Annotated in this window: 14 protein-coding genes; all 14 read left to right on the forward strand. The window is 39.9% G+C overall.

The window, feature by feature from the left end:
* The coding region (locus I8751_RS07715) for a type I polyketide synthase (RefSeq protein WP_225894022.1) at positions 1-3,031 on the forward strand (3,031 nt) is incomplete at its 5' end.
* A gap of 172 nt (positions 3,032-3,203) precedes the next feature.
* Entirely contained in the window at positions 3,204-8,249 is a 5,046-nt protein-coding gene (locus I8751_RS07720) for a non-ribosomal peptide synthetase (protein ID WP_214438589.1), read from the forward strand.
* A 253-nt stretch (positions 8,250-8,502) separates the two neighbouring features.
* Positions 8,503-9,456: a hypothetical protein gene (locus tag I8751_RS07725; RefSeq protein WP_225894023.1), complete on the forward strand. Its 954-nt coding sequence runs from the start codon at positions 8,503-8,505 to the stop codon at positions 9,454-9,456.
* A 76-nt stretch (positions 9,457-9,532) separates the two neighbouring features.
* Positions 9,533-10,615 (forward strand): spondin domain-containing protein, encoded by a 1,083-nt coding sequence (locus I8751_RS07730; protein WP_214438591.1) that lies wholly within the window; start codon positions 9,533-9,535, stop codon positions 10,613-10,615.
* Between the two features lie 522 nt (positions 10,616-11,137).
* Complete coding sequence (locus tag I8751_RS07735; protein ID WP_214438592.1) at positions 11,138-11,572, forward strand: hypothetical protein; 435 nt, start codon at positions 11,138-11,140, stop codon at positions 11,570-11,572.
* 215 nt (positions 11,573-11,787) lie between these two features.
* A complete protein-coding gene (locus I8751_RS07740) occupies positions 11,788-12,384 on the forward strand; it encodes a cupin domain-containing protein (RefSeq protein WP_214438593.1) in 597 nt (198 codons plus the stop codon).
* 87 nt (positions 12,385-12,471) lie between these two features.
* Positions 12,472-13,224 carry a DUF4386 domain-containing protein gene (locus tag I8751_RS07745; protein WP_214438594.1) on the forward strand — a complete coding sequence of 251 codons (753 nt, stop codon included), beginning with the start codon at positions 12,472-12,474 and terminating at the stop codon, positions 13,222-13,224.
* 104 nt (positions 13,225-13,328) lie between these two features.
* On the forward strand, positions 13,329-14,084 hold the full coding sequence (locus I8751_RS07750; protein ID WP_214438595.1) for a thioesterase II family protein: 756 nt from the start codon (positions 13,329-13,331) through the stop codon (positions 14,082-14,084).
* A gap of 136 nt (positions 14,085-14,220) precedes the next feature.
* Positions 14,221-15,351, forward strand: coding sequence for a 3-deoxy-7-phosphoheptulonate synthase (locus I8751_RS07755; protein ID WP_214438596.1), 1,131 nt, complete (start codon positions 14,221-14,223; stop codon positions 15,349-15,351).
* 680 nt (positions 15,352-16,031) lie between these two features.
* Positions 16,032-16,277, forward strand: a complete 246-nt coding sequence (gene acpP, locus I8751_RS07760) for an acyl carrier protein (protein WP_214438597.1) — start codon at positions 16,032-16,034, stop codon at positions 16,275-16,277.
* Between the two features lie 8 nt (positions 16,278-16,285).
* Positions 16,286-17,542, forward strand: coding sequence for a beta-ketoacyl-ACP synthase II (fabF, locus tag I8751_RS07765; RefSeq protein WP_214438598.1), 1,257 nt, complete (start codon positions 16,286-16,288; stop codon positions 17,540-17,542).
* Between the two features lie 193 nt (positions 17,543-17,735).
* Entirely contained in the window at positions 17,736-18,746 is a 1,011-nt protein-coding gene (locus I8751_RS07770; RefSeq protein WP_214438599.1) for a beta-ketoacyl-ACP synthase 3, read from the forward strand.
* Positions 18,747-18,944: 198 nt separating this feature from the next.
* Entirely contained in the window at positions 18,945-20,648 is a 1,704-nt protein-coding gene (locus tag I8751_RS07775) for an HAL/PAL/TAL family ammonia-lyase (RefSeq protein ID WP_214438600.1), read from the forward strand.
* 145 nt (positions 20,649-20,793) lie between these two features.
* On the forward strand, positions 20,794-22,314 hold the full coding sequence (locus I8751_RS07780) for a long-chain-fatty-acid--CoA ligase (RefSeq protein ID WP_214438601.1): 1,521 nt from the start codon (positions 20,794-20,796) through the stop codon (positions 22,312-22,314).
* Positions 22,315-22,334 lie beyond the last annotated feature (20 nt).

Below are 22,334 nucleotides of genomic sequence, written 5' to 3' on the forward strand. Positions count from 1 at the left end.
CCCTAGTCCCCAGCCCCTAGTCCCTCTTCCCCAAGCCAAAACTCAAAATATCCGGCGACTGGTTCGAGACATACTCAGTCAATATGTGACAATTCCCCAACAACAAGTAGAAGGATACAGGTCTTTTCAAGAGTTAGGGCTAGATTCTCTAGGCGCTGTAGAAGCAATCAAACAATTAAGCCTAACCTTCAAACATCAGTTATCTCCCACACTTTTCTTTGAGTATCAAACACCAGATGAACTAGCAGACCATCTAGAAAAACAGTATGGCGCATCTATGATTTCAACTCCAGAAACGCCAATAAACAACCATGAAGAAGGGGTCATTACGCCTTCTGCCTCTCTGACTAAAAAGGAAACTCCAGCTAATTTGATGCTGCAACAATCAAACTTTAAAGCAATGGATGTGAAACAAGAAGATATTGCCATTATCGGCATGGCTTGCAAAATTCCAGGGGCTGATAATTTAGAGCAATATTGGCAGTTTCTCAACGAGAAACGCTCTTTTATTAAAGAAGTTCCGAGCGATCGCTGGTTAATTGAGGATTATTATGAGAAGAATGGAACAGCCCCGCATACGACTTACTGCAAGCACGGTGGCTTTATCGAAAATCCCTTTGACTTTGACCCGATGTTCTTTGGCATTTCGCCACGAGAAGCAACGGCGATGGATCCCCAACAAAGGGTATTTTTAGAAGTATCTTGGCAAGCATTGCAACAAGCAGGTTACGGCGGCAAATACCGTACCAAAGACATTGCTGTAATTGTTGGTGGCGACCAAAATAACTATGTAGAACACTTCTTTAATTATCAGTACGGTACTGTCCTCAAGAGACGTTTGCACAAGAGTTCTTGGTTTAAGCAACTCACTCCTGCTGAACAGAAAAATTTACTCGATACCGTCTCAGATGTTCTCAAACCTAGCGAATTGATGCCCGAAGCAACCGCAGGTAACGAATTAAATCAAATCGCGGCGCGGGTGAGTCATTGCTTAGACCTCATGGGGCCAAGTTTGGAAGTAGGTACTGCATGTTCCTCTTCTTTAGTAGCAATTCACCTAGCTTGTGAGAGTATCCGGGCGGGAGATACTTGCATGGCGATCGCAGGCGGTGTTAACCTCAACCTCAGTCCTACTCCTTTTACTTTCCTCAGCCGCGTCCAAGCTTTTTCACCCACAGGTGAATGCTTCCCATTCGATAGCCGCGCTAATGGCATGGTTGTTGGCGAAGGTACAGGTGCAGTTGTTCTCAAATCTTTGCGGAAAGCCCTAGAAGATGGCGATTACATTCACGCTGTGATTAAAGGTTCCGCCATCAACAACGACGGACATTCCCAAGGAATCACCGCCCCGAAACCTGAAGGTCAAGCTGAAGCTATTCGTAAGGCTTACAATAAGTTTGGCATCGACCCCGAAACCATCTCCTACATTGAAACTCACGGCACAGGCACAATGTTAGGCGACCCTGTAGAAGTCGAGGGAATCACCAAAGCTTTTCGGGATTTCACCAGCCGTAAAGGTTTTTGCGGCATCGGTTCTGTCAAATCCTCCATCGGTCATTTGATGGCTGGTTCCGGCGTTGTTAGCTTGATTAAAGTTGTACTTGCCATGCAGCACGGCAAAATTCCGCCAACTGTCGGCTTTGAACAACCTAGTCCTCATATCGATTTTGCCAATACACCTTTATATGTAGTAGGTGGAGAAGGTAAACCTTGGACAAGCGATGGTGAATTGTTACGCGCCGGAGTTAACGGATTTGGATTTGGCGGCACAAATTGTCACCTAATTGTGGAACAATCTCCCATTTCACAATCTGTTAAATCCGAAGAATCAACTTCTCCACATTTATTGTGCTTAACTGGACGCAATCAAAAAGTCCTCAAAGAAATTGTCAAACAACTACACGAGCATGTTAGCAAACATCCAGAACACAAACTATCTGAAATTTGCTTAACGCTAAGTAATTCCCAACGAGAACTGTCTTTTAAAGCGGCATTGGTTGTAAATAATCGCCAACATTTATTAGATTCTCTCAACGCTATTTCTTCAGAGCAAAATCAGCCAAATATACAACTTGGTCGCTGTAATCCTCAGAAAGCTACACCAAATTATCTAGTTTTAGATAACAGTTGTACTTTTACACCAAAAGAGGCGAAAATATTAAGCGATCGCTATCCAGAATTTAGAAAAGCCTACGCTGATTGTGAGTTTCTCTGGCGACGCACACTATCAAACTCGGAGTTAAACAATAACACCAACCTCTCACAAAAAGCACATAGTTTTGCAGTTCAATATGCTTGGTGCAACTTGTTGATGTCTCTCAAAATTCAACCAAGCGCCATATTAGCAGAAGGAATAGGAATCTTAGTCGGGGCTTGTTTAACTGCAATGTCCTCTCTCAAAGAGGCATTCATTTTATTAGCAGAATTAGAAGGAAAACACACCAACAATTTTGTCGAAGAGCCAAGACTAGAAACCCCGCTAATAACAGTTTGGAATTGCTCATTAGTAACACCACTAGGTACTTACAAACCTTCTGGTAAATTTACAGCCACACAATTACAGTCACTCTTACATGTTTCTGGTTCATTAAAAACCGAACATTGCCAAGAAGCATGTAGTGAAACAGGAGCTTATTTTTATCTAGGAAACTCTGCATTGATTAGACAGCAACTAAATATTGCAGATGACCCCCAAACTTGGATTCATGCCGATACAAATCAGCCAGTCATTAATAGCTTGCTGACAATAATCGCTCGGTTATACACCGCAGGAGTTCAACTTAATAGCCTAGGTTTATTTCCTCAAGGACTGCGGAGAGTACCATTACCGACTTATCCATTCGAGCGTAAAACCTATAAAGCACCCATTGATTATAGCGAACCGACATTTACAGAATCTGTAGAAATTGATGGCTTGCTATTAATAGAACACCTAGTAACACTATCACCAGAACAGCGACAGACTAGCTATAATGCTTTACTTCAAGAATTTGGATTCGCTGCTAAAACTGTTGAGAATATCAATAATTAGAGTAGGAATTTAAACGCAAAGGGGCGCAAAGTTTAGCGCAGAGGAGCGCAAAGTTTGTTTTAATGCCGCCATAACGCAAAATCCCTTTATAACTCTTACTTCTTGGCGTACTTGGCGTACTTGGCGGTTCGTTTCTCTTCATTTTTCATTTACTAGTATGTATTGGAGCATTATGAGCCAGAACAACTTGCAACTACAAATCTTCACTTTTATTGCCAAAATCACGGGACACGATGTCGAAGATTTAGAACCAGATATGTATCTGGAAAGCGACATGGGGCTAGACTCTATCAAAATGGTAGAGCTACTCAACACCTTTATTCAAATGGTTCCGCAGGAAAAACAAGCTGAATTTTTGCAAGTTGTTCCAATGGAACAATTACTGCAACTCCAAACTTTAGCAGAAGTTTTGCAACTCGCTCAAACTTGGATTGCTCCTCAAGAATCAGTTACATCTACACCAACCGTTGCTGCGCCTCAAACCACTACTGTTGTATCATCCCAGCCAGAAACAAAAGCAGAAGAAGTACCAATTCTCGATGCTCAATATATATTTTTAGCTTCACACTGGGCTGTATCAACTTGCAGTTTATGCTCCACATTGCGGTTGAATGGGGCTTTTAATCCCCAAGTTTTTCGCCAAAGCTGGCAAGAGTTGCTGACTCGCCACCCCATGCTCAGAGCATACTTTTCCATCCCTGCGGGAGCAACTAGTTTTAAAGATTATCGTTTGATGGTTCTGGATAATCCGACTCCAGAAGAAATCGCTATTACAGATTTAAGACATTGCGATCGCCCTACTCAAGAATACCGCATCAACGAAGAAGTTCATCGTTGTATCAATTCCAGATGGGATATCTCACAGTGGCCATTGCATAAGTTCTTTATCTTCCAATTAGAAGATGCTGTTTACGAAGTCTTTTTCACCAATCATCACCTCATTTCTGATGGTTTGAGTAACCAAATTGTGTTACGCGACTTCATGGAAATTTATGGTGCAAGACTAAACGGCACTGAGCCGATTTTACCAGCTGCGATCGCAGTTGCAGATTATCAAGCGATCGCTAACACCCTCAATACCTGGGAAAATCAACAAGCAGAACAATCTCTGCACAAATATTTAAGTAAGCAGGGCAAAGATAAATCTGTTTGGAATCCCCAAGGCAGTACCGTCAAATATAACTCTACCAATATTCGGACTTTATCCTACCGTTTAAGTCGCAAAGTCACAGATGACTTAATCAGCCGTACCCGCGACTGGCGCTTACCACTAAATTCTTTGGTAGTTGGTGCTTATTTAAGAGCTGCTGCTAAGTTCTGTAAATTGCCTGACTCTGCAATTGTTAACGTCCCAACAAGTGGACGCATCTATCCTGGAATAGATATTCCTAATGAAATCGGCTGTTTTGCTCAAAATCTCGCATTGAGTTTCAAATCACCGACAGCTGATGAGAATTGGTCTAATTTTCTCTACGGGGTTCATTCGGAAATTCACACAACCCTAGCAGCAAATCATGACAACGCTCAAACCCGTCAAATGGGGATTTGGCTGCGTGACAAGGTAGCCCTCGAAAATGGCAAAATTCCCCCAACTGCTGCTAGTTTGATGCAGATGGGAATGAAAGCTAATTTATTCCTCTCCAACATGGGTCAAACCCATATCAAACCTGAGTATGGTTCCTTGAAGATTCTCAACTACCGTTCGGCTACTGTCACCAATGCTGGAACTGTAGACACATTAGTAGAGATATTCGACAACTGTTTGCACTTAAACACTAGCTACGATAGCAGTTTCTTTAATGAATCTCTCGTTGATAGTTTCTGCAAACAATTGATTGCAAATATTGAAGAATTAGCGTCTTTGCAAATTCAGCCCCAGCAAACGACTCAGCCACTATCATCGTTACCAACAGATACTCACATCAAGTCTATCCTCCAACAAATAGCCACAGAAATTTGCCATAATTCCATCACTGACACAGCTTTAGACCAAGATTTAGTAGTGGATTTGGGATTAGATTCCCTAGAACTTATCCGCATCATTACCAAATTAGAAAAGCAGTTAGGTAAGGTGAATCGTCAGGCTTTACTATCTTGCAGAAGTTTGCGAGAAATGCTTCATACACTCAGCGAAGGACAAGCACCTGCGATTGTTGCAGCCACTTCCCAGCCAATAGAAATTCCTTACTTAGAGATTATCGAACAAGTTAAACGCACTCCTGATGCAGTGGCTATTATTGATGGCAACATCAAGCTTACTTATCAACAATTGCATCGTCTGTCTAATCAAGTTGCTAATTACTTGCAAACTCTGGGAGTTAAACCAGGTGTTTTAGTAGGTATGATGCTCAACCCTGGTTACTTAATGTGGGTGGGCATATTAGGCATTCTCAAGGCTGGAGGAGCTTATGTTCCATTAGATCCTACTTATCCCAATGAACGCATTCAATACATATTAGAACATGCTGAAGTTCAAACTTTATTAACTGAGCATCAATTGAATGCAAAATTAACAGAATGTTTAACAGCACAGTTACCGTTGTCTACTTTAGTCTTCTTGGATGAAGGAGAGGCTTTAAGGGGGACAACTTTAACTCAAGTTAATCAGAGTGCTTGGTCTAATAGTTCTGAACAAGTTCCTGTTAGTGTTAACACCCCTGATGATTTGATGACCGTTTTATACACCTCCGGTTCTACAGGTCGTCCCAAGGGAGTAATGCTGAATCACCGGGGTTACATGAACCGCCTCAACTGGATGCAAAAAGCCTTTCAGTTGTCTGTTGGGGAGCGAGTCGCTCAAAAAACATCCTGCTGCTTTGATATCTCAGTTTGGGAAATATTCTGGCCGCTGATGGTAGGCGCTACAGCTTGTCCTGTGCAGCGGGAAGTTGTAAGAAATCCCTGGAACTTAGTGCAGTGGATGCATGACACCCAAATTAATATCATGCATTTTGTTCCTTCTCTATTCGGAGAGTTTGTCACTGCTTTAGAATCAGAAGCGTGGACATTTCCTCACTTGCGTTGGTTGGTGTTTAGCGGTGAAGCCTTACCGGTATCTTTTATTCAACGTTGGTTAGATAAATATGGCACTAAAGTTGGTTTAGCCAATCTTTACGGCCCCACGGAAGCATCTATAGATGTTACCGCCCATATTGTTTCTGATAGTGTGCGAGAAGCAACCAGTATTCCGATTGGGAAAGCAATTGACAATGTGAATCTCGTCCTCCTAGATGAACAAATGCAACCCGTGAAGCAGGGTGAGTTAGGAGAACTCTGGATTGGTGGCGTACAATTGGCACTTGGTTATCTGAAAAATCCGGAAAAAACAGAACAATCTTTCCGCCCCAACCCCTTTGCAGACATCAATAGCAAGTCTCTCTACCGGACTGGGGATTTAGCCAAGCAATTACCCGATGGTAGTTTTGAATATCACGGACGAATTGACCATCAGGTTAAAATACGCGGTTTCCGTGTGGAATTGGGAGAAATCGAGAACGTTCTTAACAGCCATCCAGATATTCGAGAAGCCGCTGTTGTAGCTATAGACTATGAATCAGGACAGAAAAAGCTGGTTGCTGGTGTAGTTGGTCAACAAGTAGATAACAAACAACTCAAAGAATATGTGGGACGTTGGCTACCTGATTACATGATTCCTCATCGGATAGAACTGCTAGACAGTCTACCTAAAAATCATAATGGTAAACTGGATCGTAAAGCGATCGCAGCTATCCTTAATGGCGAAACCCCTTGTACAGACGCGATTAATAGCGTCTCAATTAATGACAAAGACGCGATTAATCGCGTCTCTACAGAGGAATACGTACCTCTAGGCCCTGCACAACGCTGGGTAATGAAATACTTTGAACCTCCTTATCAATGGACTGGTTACACCCGTTTTCTTTACCGCCATCCTTTAGAACTTAGCGTTTTCCACCAAGCTTTTAACCTCCTCGTAGAACGCTATTCTGCTTTGCGGACAGTATTTGTTCAAAAAGATGGTCAATGGCAACAAAAAGTCATTCAACCAACTGAACCATTAAAGGCGGTACTATACGATGGCACTCATCTAACAGTTGAAAAACGAAATGAAGCAGTTCGTAACTTAATCCAACAAGCTGGTGAACAACTGCAAATTGACCAGTGGCCGTTAATTAAGATAATTATCGTCAAAGTCAATGATTCTTGTTACGATATTGCCTTCATTGGTCATCATTTAATTGGTGATTTACTCAGCAATGGTTTAGTTTTCCAAGAATTTTGGTTTACCTACACTCAAAATTTAGGCAACCCAAATAATATTAATCTGACAACAACCAATAAACCTTCCTACAATGATTATGTGCGTCTATTAATAGAAAAAGAAGCACAGGGAGATTTAGATAAGCACATTTATTACTGGTTGTACCAATTCCCTTCACAAAAATATGCTTTCCAGGTTCCTTTTGATCATGAAAAAGGAGAAAATATTGAATCTTCTGCGGCTCAAAAAAGATTTCTCCTACCCAAACTCCAAAGTGAAATTTTACTAACCAAAGGTAAGCAATATTATGTTTGCAATCTTTATAGCCTTTTACTTGCTCCTCTATATCGCTTACTGGCTGAATGGAGTGGACGAGGTGGAGTAGTATTAAGTCATCGAAGTCATGGTAGAGACTTAGGCGATAATTACAGATTCTTTGACAGTGTGGGTAATTTTGCAGTTAATTTTCCTATGGGTATTACGGTTGAAGAAAAAACCAGATGGGAACCAATAATTAAGCAAATCAAGCAACAATTTGAATGGTTGCCAATGAACGGTGTTACCTTCGATTGGTTATCTGACAAACTCCCAGATTATATGTATCCAGATACGCGTTTAACACCTGTGAGAGCTAATTATTTGGGCAATCGAACTATTCCTGATTCTCAGGTATTTGAGTTCATTCAAGAAGATTGGGATCGTCGTTTATCTCCTCCCCAACAAAAACGTACAACTCTGTTAGAGTTTTTCTTCACTCTTGCTAATGGATGTTTAGAGGTGGAGATTGAATACTCTAGTAATTTCCATCTACCAACGACTATTAATCAGTTGGGTGAAAGATATTTAGAATTAGTGAATGACATGGTAGGAGCAATACCAGTGACCTCTGTAACTAACGGGAGTAAAAGCCATCAATCTAAACTTAACTCTCATCGTCAAAATGGTCGCAGTACAAGTTTGCAGGAGCTAACAGTTTAACTAGTAGTTTGTTTGTAGTAAGGACTTTAGTGGTTAGGTAAATCAGAACTAAAGTCCTTACTACGAACTTTAATTCGTAATATCCTAATTAATTACGAATTACAAATTTTTAACCTAGCAATAACTTAATGCTAACCTCAAAGTTGCTAGAATAAAAAATTTGTAAAAATTAGCAGAAAAACAAAACTTGAATTAAGTGAAAGTACTGGTAAAGTACTGAAGAGAATAAGTAATGAAGGTGCAACTTTTAACTATGCGTAATTCCTTTTCAACTGTCCTTGTTACCACTACTGTTGCAGTTTCGGCTGCTTTACCAGTTCAAGCTGCGACTTTCGACTTCAGTAAATTACAATTAATTTCCACAAAACCCATTGCAGCTAGTTCTGAATTATCTTTTTTTGGAAGTTTAGATAATAACGAAGGTCAAACAGCATTCTTTAATCCTGACCCCAATGCTTTAGACAGAGGTCATACAGAAATTAGCCTCAACTCAGGAAACTTCGCACCTTATTACGCAACTGGCCGCAATGCTAGTCCTGAAAATAGTGGTGCTACTAGAGCCGCGAGTTTAGAAGGTGGGAAAAGTTTTCCTAATTTCTTCAATTATTTGAACAATAACTCAATTGCTCTCAACAACATTGGCTTTAGTTACGGTCAAAAAAGCGATCGCGATTTCAAGGAAGCCTGGAATTTAGGGGATGATCTTCTTGGTCAAGATTGGCTGGCTAGTCCTACTTCTACAATCGAAGAAAGAATTTATACAGCTAATCCTGATGCTGTAGAGAGCTATTTTTCTTTAGGTGATACCAAGATAGTCAATTTAGGATATACACCTTTTTACGTACTTTTTGAGTACGGTGAAACACTAGCACTTGAAGATAACATTGACCTCTTCTATACAGATCCAGTCAAAGCCACAAAAGTGGCTGGGCTAGATCCATTAGCAGAAGGTTTAGCAGATGCATTTTTACAAGACATTGAAAACAACGGAGGTAATGTTCAACTAGTTCTAGAAGACATTGCAGCTGAAGATGGTGCTTTTGCATTTGGCAATGGCTTTAATATATTAAACTTTCCATTACCTTTATCGGTTCGTGCAGTCTCCGTTTCTGAACCCTCTGCAATCTTAGGGTTTTTGATGCTTGCATTTTCAGGTATATTCTCTTTCTCTAAACAACAAAAAAAAGCCAAAAATACCTTGAAATAATACCAATTCTCTAAAATTCGGTAACAAACTCAAACCTCGAACTACGAATTACGAATTACGAATTGGAGAAACAGAGATGGCTATTTTGAGAAAAATGGGTATGTATTTTCATACCTTGCTCACAGCTACAATGATTACAACTGGAGCAGTCATAACACCACCATCTACAGCAGCAACTTTAAAAGTGACTATTGAAAATGTGGCTCCAGATAAAGGAATTAATTTAGGTCACTTCTGGCTAGGCTTTCATGATGGTAGTTTTGATGCTTTCAACGCAGGTGAGCCTGCTTCAGGTGCGATCGCTCTTTTAGCTGAAGAACAGGTGGTTGGCCTTGGCGCTAGGATTCTAGCGGATTTTAATATTCCTACCCCACAACTCACTGACATAGTTATTTTCACTTTTGCAGCGGGTACTGACTATGGTTTTATATCTCCAGAGCTGCAATCTGCGTTAGAAGGAGGTAGCGATCGCTCCGCCATATCTGCAATCCTAGATTCGATTTTTAACTCTGACTTGGACGTGAACGATTTACCTCCCTCACCAGGAACCATTGCTGCTGAGTTTGCTGATAGTCCCATAGGAAAAAATGGTGGTGTTCAAGATATCTTGTTTTATCCGACATTAGCACCAATTCCTGTAGTACAGCCTCCTGGTACAACTGCCTCCACAGTTTTTGAAGTCACAGATCCTCAAAAAAATCGTTTCTTCAGCTACGCTACAATGCTTTATCCTAGCGATGATGCCTTCATTGGTAATGATGATCCAAAAGCAATTCAAGTTTTTGATGAGCAAGGACAATTTTTAGGAGGTGACTTCGTTGTTTTTGGTAATCAATCTTGGGATGCAGGTACTCAAGTCAATAACGAGCAAATCTTTCCTACACGAGTAAAAGTACCTGAAAACGGTACTATTCAACCCCATCTCGGCTTAAAAGCATCTGGTGAAGGGGGGGTTGTAGATTCCCAATTAGATGGATTAAGCTTTGCCAATGCTAATTTTTTAAATCCAGGTTATCAGGTAGCACGCATCACTATCACACAAGTGGATGAACCAACCACAACTCAAGGTTTACTAGTTCTTGGTAGTTTATTGTCAATAGTTACAGTCGTGAGCAGATTAAAGCAAAAAAAAGACAATTTATCGTCACGTTTTGACTAAGAAAGTTGGCGTTGCTAAATCAAGGGATGAAATTTATGTATTGAAATCTAAAACTCCTTATTCTCTCTGCGCCTCTGCGTGAGATAATTCATCCCGCATTTATGCAAAGCCAGAAAGTTGTTTAAAGGAAGCCTACATTAGAAGTAGGTTTCCTCTCTCTTCGATCAGCCAAAAATTGTACAATAATAGTTTGTAGTGAGGGTTTCACCCCTCTTCAATAACAAAGCTTATGGCTAAAATCACTTACTACAAATTCACAACAATTGACTTGGCGGATTCTAGAAAAAACTCACTTCAATATTCATCACCATAAGTCCAAGATGTCAATTCAGTTCCAACTCAAAAATTTCTTTTTCATGTGAATAACGTTCATAAAATAAGGCTAGTCAAGAGTTCTGTCTAGTACTTGTTACCAGTTTCCATGCATAAATATCACAACCAAACATGAAACCAATCTCTACTACCTAGTTTCAAGCTAGATCAGAGTTAATTCAACTACATCATTCCCATAGGTTCAAAATTATGTCTACATCAACTCCAATTATGCCTGTATCAACTCAAATAACAACTCCTGAAATTATGTCTCTTTCCACTCCAACGATGCTTATCCCAACTCAAACAGCAACTCCTGAAATTCAGAAAGGCTTCAATCTTTTAGGATTAAAAGTTTCGGACATAGAATTAAATGAGCTTCAACATGGCAATACCGTTTCCCTAGAAAGTAGACGTTTAAGTGAAATTGGTTCAGTTTTGATACTTGCAGAAGCCCTTTCATCATTACATTCAGTTAAAAATATTACCTTCAAAGATTTGCCAAAAGTTGTTACAGAATCTTTAAGTTGTTCTGGAATTCCAGTTCATCGCTGGAATGATGATATACTTGGTAAGTGTTACCTTCTTTTAACTTTATTAGATGGTAAACCCGCATTTAAGATTTCATCTCAGAACGTAGCGTAAATCCCAAACACTTCAGGTACATTTTCTGGGTAAATAAACAATAAAAACTTCACCCATAAAGAGATGTTTTGTCAGTGGTCAGTGGTTGGTAGTCAGTAGTGAAAACGTTTTAAAACCACCCACAAGGGGAATAGATTATTAAACCAGATCAATAACAACTGACAACTGACAATTGACAACTGACACTACACATTTGAACACCAAAGGATTTTTCCATGACGACATCGAAATCTTATGAAGATTTGTCGGTTTTGCATGAAAGCTTGGTTTTATCGAAACAAATTGTCAATCCTGTAACAGGCGATCGCATGATAATTCTTTGCTCTAGCGCTGATAGTAATGGGGAGTATTTAAAAATTCAGTTTGACCTACCGCCAGGAGCGAAAGGTAGTCCCTTACACTACCACGGTTCTATGGGTGAGACATTTGAAGTTATCAGCGGCTCACTCAATATGGAACTGGGTGAAAAAAGAAACAAAAAAATATTGCGATCGGGAAACAAAATACACGTTTATCCTGGAATGCACCACAGTTTCTGGAATGAATCAGACGACTGGGTAACGTTCATTAATGAAATGCATCCTGCTGGTAATTTCGAGCAATTCATCAAAGCTTGGTACGGTCTAGGTGTGGATGGCAAAGTAAATCAGGATGGAGTACCTACCAATTTATTGCAACTAGCCTTGATTGTGCAAAAATCTGACACCACAGTTGTTGGACAGGCACCATTTCTACAAAACTTGATACTCAATGGACTAGCTAAAATTGGTCAAATTTTAAAAGTAGACCAAACCCTAGTTAAGTACTGGTAGTAACTCCCAAACGAATAACAGTAATTCGTAATTAGAATAATTTTTAATTACGAATTACGAATTACGAATTACAAATTAGAGGCAGCCATGACAAATCGTGTACAACTTTTGAGAACAACAGGAACTGTGCTGACTTTTCTATCTATCTCCATCAACATACCCTATATTTTGCTGATTCAAAACTTTGAATACGATGATATTTTGCGTGAACCTACTAACTATGTTCTAACTAAATTTTATGAAGGCGGTTCTGGACTTATATATACTTGGTTTATTTTTGCCTTATTAGCATTGCTGTTCATTCCAGCCAGTACTTTTATGCAAAAAGTATTAGCGCGAGAAGATACTACATATTTATCTGCTGCAACCTTTATGGGTGTGCTTTCGGGTATATTACAGTCTATTGGACTTATGCGCTGGGTGTTTGTAGTTCCAGTCTTAGCCGATCAGTATGTTCAACAAACAACCGATAGAGCAACTCGTGCTGCGATCGCTGTTGTCTTTCAAGCAGTTAATCAATATGGTGGCGTTGTCATCGGTGAACATTTAGGACAAACCTTACTTGCTTTTTGGACATTAGGAGTTGGTTTAGCAATGCTTGGTTCACCCTTTTTTAAACCTTGGATTGCTTGGTTGGGTTTTTTCACAGTCCCTCTTTTACTTCTCGGACAAAGTGAATTACTAGCAACAGTTATTCCATCTATACCTGTATGGGAAGTAACTCCTATTGGTTTCATGCTTTGGGAACTTTGGCTGCTAATTACAGGAATCAGTCTACTTTTGACAGCAAACAAGTATGAGAGTAGTGAAAAAAATAATAAACAAATCTCCAGAGTTTGATAACCAATAGATATTCCTAGAGTGTAATTAAAAATTAACTTAATCGAGTAATACAGTTGTTAATGCTCATTCATTAATAACACCACTAATTAAATTAAAAATTCATGATTAACACAAACAGATGGATTGTCCGCTATCAATCCCATCCTAGAGTTCGTTTACGCTTATTTTGTTTTCCTTATGCCGGAGGTAATGCTTCTATATATCGTCAATGGTCAGAGCTATTACCATCAGATATTGAAGTTTGTCCCATACAACTTCCTGGACGGGAAAACAGATCGACGGAACCTCCCTTCACGCATGTTACGCCACTCGTAGAGAGCTTGTTAAAAATATTAGTTCCTTACCTAGACCTACCTTATGCCTTTTTTGGTCATAGTATGGGAGCCTTAATCAGTTTTGAATTAGCTCGTCAAATCCGTAATCAATGTTACCCTGAACCTCAACATTTATTTGTTTCTGGTCGTCGTTCTCCTCATCTTTTTACCTCAGATTATCCTATTCATCAACTACCTGATACCGCTTTCTGGGAAGAACTTCGTTTATATGATGGTGTACCAGATATGCTACTACAAAATCCTCAAATAGCAAAATTTTTTCTACCGCTTTTACGAGCAGATTTTGCTATCAATGAAACATATAAATACACTCCAGGTATGCGATTTAATTATCCTATAACTGCCTTTGGAGGTTTACAGGATAAAAAAGTTGGTTCTGAAGAAATTATGGCTTGGCGAGAGATGACTAACAGCGATTTTTACGTACACTTATTTTCTGGCAATCATTTCTTTATCCGCCAAGAATATCATCAAATTTTATCAATCATAGCGCGATATTTTAGTAATGAAATTGCAGCCTAATTTATCCTATTGAATGGTCAACAAAAGGTAAAAACCCACCGAAAATTTTGCAGTGCCATCAATTTTCTGGACGGATATAATTAGTCAACTCCAGCTTTAGTCCGTATAAATTAGAACAATAGCGTGGTTTAACATCATGAAAATTAGCAAGTTACTTAATACTAATATCGAATCTTCGATGGTTTTAATGACTCCAATACAAATTAAGCAGCAGTTACCTTTAAACGAAATTGCTACAGAAACTGTATTGCATGGTAGACAAGCTATCCAAAATATTCTAGATGGTAAAGATTCCCGGAAATTTTTGATAGTTGGGCCTTGCTCTATCCACGATTTCAAAGCTACCTTAGCTTATGCACAAAAATTGAAAATTCTTGCCGATAAAGTCAAAGATGAACTCTTGGTTGTGATGAGAGTTTATTTTGAAAAACCTAGAACTACTATAGGATGGAAAGGGCTAATCAATGACCCAGATTTAGATGGTTCTTTCAATATTCAAAAAGGTTTATTTACAGCACGTAAATTACTACTTAAAATTGCTGAGTTAGGATTACCTACTGCTACAGAAGCTTTAGATCCTGTAACACCTCAATATTTCTCTGATTTAATTTCTTGGGCTGCAATTGGTGCGCGCACGATTGAATCTCAAACCCATCGGGAAATGGCAAGCGGCTTATCAATGCCAGTAGGTTTTAAAAATGGCACTGACGGTAACATTCAAGTTGCTCTTGATGCCATTCAATCAGCCAACAAATTCCATCATTTTTTAGGGATTGACCAAATGGGTCAAGTTTGTACCTTCAAAGCAAAAGGAAATCTCTACGGTCATATAATTTTACGTGGAGGAGATGGCAAACCAAATTTTGATGCCCCTACTGTAGCTTGGGTAGATAAAAAGCTAGAAGCACTTAAATTACCCCAGAGAATTGTCATTGATTGTAGTCATGGTAATTCTTATAAGGATCATAAGTTACAAGCTACAGTCTTTAATAATATTCTCCAGCAAATTACAGATGGAAATAAGTCTATTGTTGGCATGATGTTGGAATCAAATCTCTATGAAGGCAATCAAAAAATTCCTACAGATCTAAAAAAATTACAGTACGGTGTGTCTGTTACAGACAAATGTATTGGTTGGGAAGAAACAGAAGAAATTATTTTATCTGCTCATCAAAAATTAAGAGTCGGTAAAAAGATAAAACTACAAACTGCAAGAATGTTTGTATCTGGAACTCGTGCCCAAAACTTGTTGGCAACTGTAAAATAGCTGTTACCAATAGTATAGTTTGAAAATCGCTAGATAGATTTGGATAGGGCAGTCTCTCTAAGGTCTACGTCGAGTGCTACTGCCTACTTGTTCTTTAGTGCGTAAATTTAGAAAGTCTAATTCGTTACTAGTAATCTCTGTATGTCTGTTTCTAATTATTAGCATAACTCATAGATAGCTAGTTTGAGAAACAGGCTGAAGCTATTACCGTAGTATAAAATTTGCAAACTTAGTTAAGATGCAGAAAACAAAGAAAGCTTACCTTTTATTTGACTGCTCCTACTTTTTGCATAAATGGCAAAGATAAAGGCGATAAGTATTCAACAAGAGTAAAAATTAGTTTTTCTTAGAACTCAAATTATAGCAAGGCTAAAGGTATGCATTAATAAATCTCTTCCATCGGTGGTTTATTTGATCTAATTAATGCACTGTTTAAGTATGTCATATCAGTTTTTTTGCGCCATGACTAATATCCATAACGTACTTTATACGGTTAAATTTCATCTGCACAAAAACTACTATAAACACCATACAAATTACTATTAATAACAACCAACAAATATCCTAATAATTCAAACATAAGTCCCTTTGAATTATAGATCAACTAGCTTAAATTATAAGTGTCAACTTACTTGCAGAGTCCTGAAAAGTTTTTATATCAACAAAAAGAGAGGCCGATTATGACTAGACAAGAAATATTTAATAAAGTCCAAGTTGTTGTTTCCGAAGAATTGGCAAATGAACAACAAAAAATTACACCTGAAGCTCATCTCACTTTAGATTTAGGAGCAGATTACTTAGACTTAATAGCAGTATTCCAAGCACTAGAAGATGCTTTCAATACAAAAATCCCTGCTCAGGAGGCAAAGCAACTTGTAACAGTGCAACAAGTTGTTAATTACATAGGTCAGAAAGTTATTTTTTGAGTTTTACTATGATTAACAAAAATTTAAGGCGAGTTGTAGTTACAGGGATGGGAGCTATTACTCCTTTAGGGAATACAGTGAAGGAGTATTGGGAGGGGTTGATTGCCGGACGCAGTGGTATTAGTGCAATTACCCACTTTGATGCTTCTTTGCATACTTGTAAAATTGCGGCTGAAGTTAGGGATTTTAATCCTTACGACTATCTAGAACGCAAAGAGGCCAAGCATATATCTCGTTTTGCTCAATTTGCTGTTGCTGCCAGTTTACAAGCGATCGCTAATGCTGAATTTAAAATCGACGACTCAAATGCTACTGAAGTTGGCATCATTATAGGCAATGGCATCGGCGGTCTGCAAGTTATCGAAGAACAGCAAAAAATTTTCCTGACTCAAGGGCCTAAACGCTGTAGTCCTTTTACAATTCCTATGACAATCTCTAATATCGCAGCAGGACTCACAGCAATTCATACAGGGGCTAAAGGGCCGAACTTTTGTACTGTTACAGCTTGTGCTGCTGGTTCTAATGCGATTGGAGAAGCTTTTCGCCTAATTCAAACAGGTCAGGCTCAGGCAATGATTTGTGGTGGTACAGAAGCAGCAATTACACCTTTGTGTATAGCTGCCTTCAATTCTGCTAAAACCCTATCAAACAGAAATGAAGAACCCACCCGTGCCTCTCGTCCCTTTGATAAAGAACGAAATGGCTTTGTGATGGGAGAAGGAGCAGGCATTTTACTCATAGAGGATTTAGAACACGCTATCCGCCGGGGAGCTACTCATATATATGCAGAGATTGTAGGCTACGGTTTAACTTGTGATGCTTATCATATAACTACTCCAAGCCCTAACGGCGAGGGAGCAACCAGAGCTATGGAACTAGCCTTAAAAGATGCTGGTTTATTCCCCAACGAGGTAAGCTATATTAACGCTCACGGCACCAGCACTATAGCCAACGATGCCACAGAAACTTTAGCTATTAAGCAAGCTCTAGGAAATCGTGCCCTCGAAATTCCCATTAGTTCCACAAAATCGATGACTGGTCATCTTTTGGGGGCTTCTGGAGGCATTGAAGCTATTGCAACAGTGTTAACAGTAGGTCTTGATCTCATTCCACCAACAATTAATCTAGACCAACCAGATCCAAAATGTGACTTAGATTATGTTCCCCACACAAGCCGAAATCAAAGAGTAGATGTTGCTCTTTCTAACTCTTTCGGTTTTGGAGGTCATAATGTTTCTTTAGCTTTCAAAAAATTTGAAGATTAATAAGGGGCAAGGGTCATGGGGCATGAAAAAGAGGAATTGGAGCAGGGTGTAGGGGGGAGTGAAGAATGTCTTGAATTTGTTCATAATCTTTCTTTTTCCTTGTCTCCTTGCTCCCCTGGTTCCTCTGCCTATCCTTGCAACTCAAGCAGAATCAAAGATTTCGATTACAAGCCCTAATTAGCAAATAAAGCAGATGAAATCCTTAGTAAGACAAGGTGTTGTCCTGACGGGGACTGGTTCTGCGGTTTCTGAGACGTATTTAGATAATCATCAACTCAATCAAATGGTGGTTACCTCTGATGATTGGATAAAAACTCGTACAGGAATCAGCCGCCGCCATCTTCTTCCGGCTCAGGATTCGCTCACAACTATGGCAACTGAAGCTGCTCAAAAAGCCATAGATATGGCAGGCATAGAACCACAAAAACTAGATTTAATTATTTTAGCTACATCTACCCCTGATGATTTGTTTGGTAGTGCCGGTTTAATTCAAGCTCGACTAGGAGCTACCCAAGCTGTAGCTTTTGATTTAACAGCAGCCTGTTCTGGTTTTGTGTTTGGTTTGGTAACTGCTGCCCAATTTATGCGTACTGGTACTTATCAAAATGTTCTCTTAATCGGTGCTGAAGTACTTTCTCGGTGGGTAGATTGGTCTGACCGACGTACCTGTATTCTTTTTGGTGATGGAGCAGGCGCAGTAGTTCTCCAAGCAAGTGACCATGATTGTCTGTTGGGTTTTCAACTTCATACTAATGGTACGCAAAATCAATATCTGAAATTGGAGTTCCAAGGCCAAGAGAAACTACTGGTTGATAATATCCGCGTTGGACAAGGTACGTATCAACCCATTTCTATGAACGGGCAAGAAGTTTACCGCTTTGCCATTCAAAAAGTCCCTGAAGTTATTGAAAAGGCACTATATAGGGCAGGTTTAGAAATTGAGCAGGTAGACTGGCTGTTGATGCATCAGGCCAATCGGCGGATTTTAGATGCTGTGGCTGAGCGCTTAGGTATCCCTGAGCAAAAAATCATTAGCAATTTAGCAAATTATGGAAATACCTCTGCTGCTTCAATTCCTTTGGCTTTGGATGAAGCTGTTCGCCGTGGGCAAATTAAAGCAAATGATGTCGTGGCTTTAGCTGGATTTGGAGCCGGACTTTCTTGGGGGGCTGCCATTGTTGAGTGGGGTTCTCTTAATTCGTAAAGCAGTACGGTCTTGGGGTCTCCCCTAGTGGAGTAACTGCTGTTAGCGTAGCGCTAGCGAGCTTGCGAGCGCCACCCGAAGGGTAATTCTTAATTCAAACATCAACTCTTACCTTTGCGCCTTTGCGCGGCAGTCGCTTCAAGTCGGCAGAGCCGCCCAATGCGCTACCTTGCCTTTGCGTGAAACAAAAATCATCCCATGAATACATTATCTCTACAACAGAACATTACGCGTTCTTGGCAACTACCCTTCATTGACACTTCAGATTCAACCGTAATTGTAGGCGATCGCAGTCTCACAATCGATGAAGTTGTGAGTGTGGCACGTTATGGCACACGAGTCACCTTAACTGATAATGCAGATGTCATCAAAGGTGTTCAGGCATCCTGTGATTACATTAACAATGCAGTTGAAACAGGACAGCCAATATATGGTGTAACTTCTGGCTTTGGTGGCATGGCCCATGTTGTCGTTTCTCGCGAACAAGCAGCCGAACTTCAAACCAACTTAATTTGGTTTCTAAAGTCTGGAGCCGGGGGAAGATTACCCTTAGCAGATGTCCGCGCTGCCATGCTTTTACGTGCCAACTCCCATCTATATGGTGCATCAGGCATTCGTCTGGAATTGATTCGGCGGCTCGAAACTTTCCTCAATACTGGCGTTACACCTCATGTATATGAGTTTGGCTCTATTGGTGCTAGTGGTGATTTAGTGCCGTTATCTTATATTACTGGTGCGCTAATCGGTCTAGATTCCAGTTTTAGCGTTGACTTCAACGGTAAAGAAATGAGTGCCCCAACAGCTCTGCGCCAGCTAAGTTTGCCACAGTTGCAACTGCAACCGAAGGAAGGCTTGGCGATGATGAATGGCACTTCAGTCATGACAGGTATTGCAGCTAACTGTGTGTATGATGCTAGAGTTTTACTCGCACTCGCAATGGGTGTACACGCCTTAGCTATCCAAGGTTTATACGGCACAAATCAATCTTTCCACCCATTTATCCATCAGCGCAAACCACATCATGGTCAACTATGGACAGCGAACCAGATGTTTACCCTGCTTCAGGGTTCACACTTAGTTCGTGATGAATTAGATGGTAAACACGAATACCGTGGTCAAGAGTTAATCCAGGATCGTTACTCTCTGAGGTGTTTACCACAGTACATAGGGCCAATCGTTGACGGAGTATTGCAAATTACCAAACAAATCGAGATAGAAATGAACTCAGTCACCGACAACCCACTGATTGATGTCGAGAACCAAGCTAGCTATCATGGCGGTAATTTTCTTGGACAGTACGTGGGTATGGGAATGGATCACCTGCGTTACTACATCGGGCTATTGGCTAAGCATATCGATGTACAAATTGCACTTCTTGTTTCACCAGAGTTTAGTAATGGGCTACCACCGTCTTTAGTTGGCAACCCAGAACGTAGCGTGAACATGGGACTCAAAGGTCTGCAAATTAGTGGTAACTCGATTATGCCTCTGTTGACCTTCTATGGAAATTCTTTAGCCGATCGCTTTCCTACCCATGCTGAACAATTTAATCAAAACATCAACAGCCAAGGATACACTTCAGCAACTCTAGCCCGCCGTTCTGTAGATATATTTCAGAATTATATGGCGATCGCCCTGATGTTTGGAGTCCAAGCCGTTGATCTCCGCACATATAAAATGGCTGGTCATTACGACGCGCGTCAATGTCTATCACCTGCCACTGTTGAGTTATACACAGCAGTTCGTCAAGTAGTTGGAAAGCCGCCAAGTTCTTTACGTCCATACATTTGGAACGATAATGAGCAGTCCCTAGATAAACATATTGCCCGAATTTCTGCTGATATAGCTACTGGTGGTCTAATTGTGCAAGCTGTTCAAGATCTCTTGTCAAGCTTGCATTAGGCCATTTCAAAAAGTACAAACCTCCTGCTCTTTGGCGTTGTCAATTATTAGTGAGTGAATCAACACATTTGTTGCATAAAGTCCTTACATCAAGCTGATAACTACAACAACAAGAGCTACAAATTCAAATTTCGCAACAACTTTTATGAATATTGCACAAAATGTAGAGCTTGGTTGCTATCTTTTTCCTAACAAACCAGCGCTAATTTTTGAAGGATTATATTTCACGTATAAACACCTCAACGAAATGGCAAATCGCTTTGCCAATGCTTTGCTTGGGTTAGGAGTTAGGCGTGGAGATCGGATAGCTTTATTTTTACCAAACATTCCCGAATTTGTCATTTCCTATCTTGGTATTCTCAAAATCGGTGCGATCGCAGTTTCAATCAATGTCATGCTCAAAAGTGATGAAGTCAGCTATATTCTCAACGATTGTGCTGCCAAAATTATCATTACAACAGAGTTACAAAGTGAGTATGTACAAGAGGCAGATTTACCTCAGCTAAAACACATTCTGATTGCAGAAGGCACAGCTAAAAAAGGTATTAGTCTCACCAAATTAATGGCAAAGGCTTCTCCTGAAGCACGCGCAATTGAAATGGATCGCCATGCTCCTGCAAGTATCCTCTATACATCAGGCACAACAGGCTTTCCCAAAGGAGCAACCTTATCTCATAGCAATGTACTTTTTAATAGTTACTGTGCTAACTCTTGTTATCGCATTCAAAAGAGCGATCGCCTACTACTTTACTTACCTTTATTTCATTGTTTTGGTCAAAATGCTATTCTGAATGCTGGTTTGTCTGCCTGTGCGACTATTATCTTACAACGCCGATTTGAACCAGAGCAAGTCTTAAAAACTATCACTGATCATCAAGTAACAATGTTATTTGGAGTGCCGACTGTATTCATCAAACTGCTGAATATGGATACCTCTGAATGTAATCTTAAAAACATTCGTTATTACTTCTCAGCAGCCGCACCTATGCCTTTTGAAGTGGCCAATAATTGGTATAAAAAGTATAAATTTGTTATTCACGAAGGATATGGTCTAACTGAAACATCGCCATTTGCTACTTATAATCACAACCAAAAATATAAATTAGGTAGCGTGGGAACTTCTGTTGCAAATGTAGAAATAAAAATTGTCGATGATCATGGTGATCAAGTACCAACAGGAGAATCAGGTGAGATATTAATCAAGGGTTCAAATGTGATGCTTGGTTATTGGAATCGTCCCTTTGAAACCGCAGAAGTGATTAAAAATGGTTGGTTTCACACTGGCGATATTGGCCGGACAGATGAAGAGGGTTTTTTCTACATAATTGATCGCTTAAAAGACATGATCAATGTTTCTGGATTTAAAGTATACCCAACCGAAGTTGAAAATGTGATTTATCAACATCCAGCAGTTGCTGAAGTAGCTGTTTATGGAGTTTGCGATCGCTTCAAAAGTGAGACTGTCAAAGCAAATATTGTTCTCAAAACTGGCTATGCGATCGCAGCACAACAAATCATTGATTTTTGTTCTCAAAGGATGGCAACCTACAAAATTCCTCGTGTCATTAAATTTGTAGATGCAATTCCTAAAAACTCAACCGGGAAAGCGCTAAAGCGAGTTTTACGTCAAGAATCATCATCTCAGCTTGCTGCTGTGACTCATTAATACAATTTTGTAAAATTAAA

Source organism: Atlanticothrix silvestris CENA357, assembly GCF_016056295.1.
In the GTDB taxonomy this organism is placed as follows: domain Bacteria; phylum Cyanobacteriota; class Cyanobacteriia; order Cyanobacteriales; family Nostocaceae; genus Atlanticothrix; species Atlanticothrix silvestris.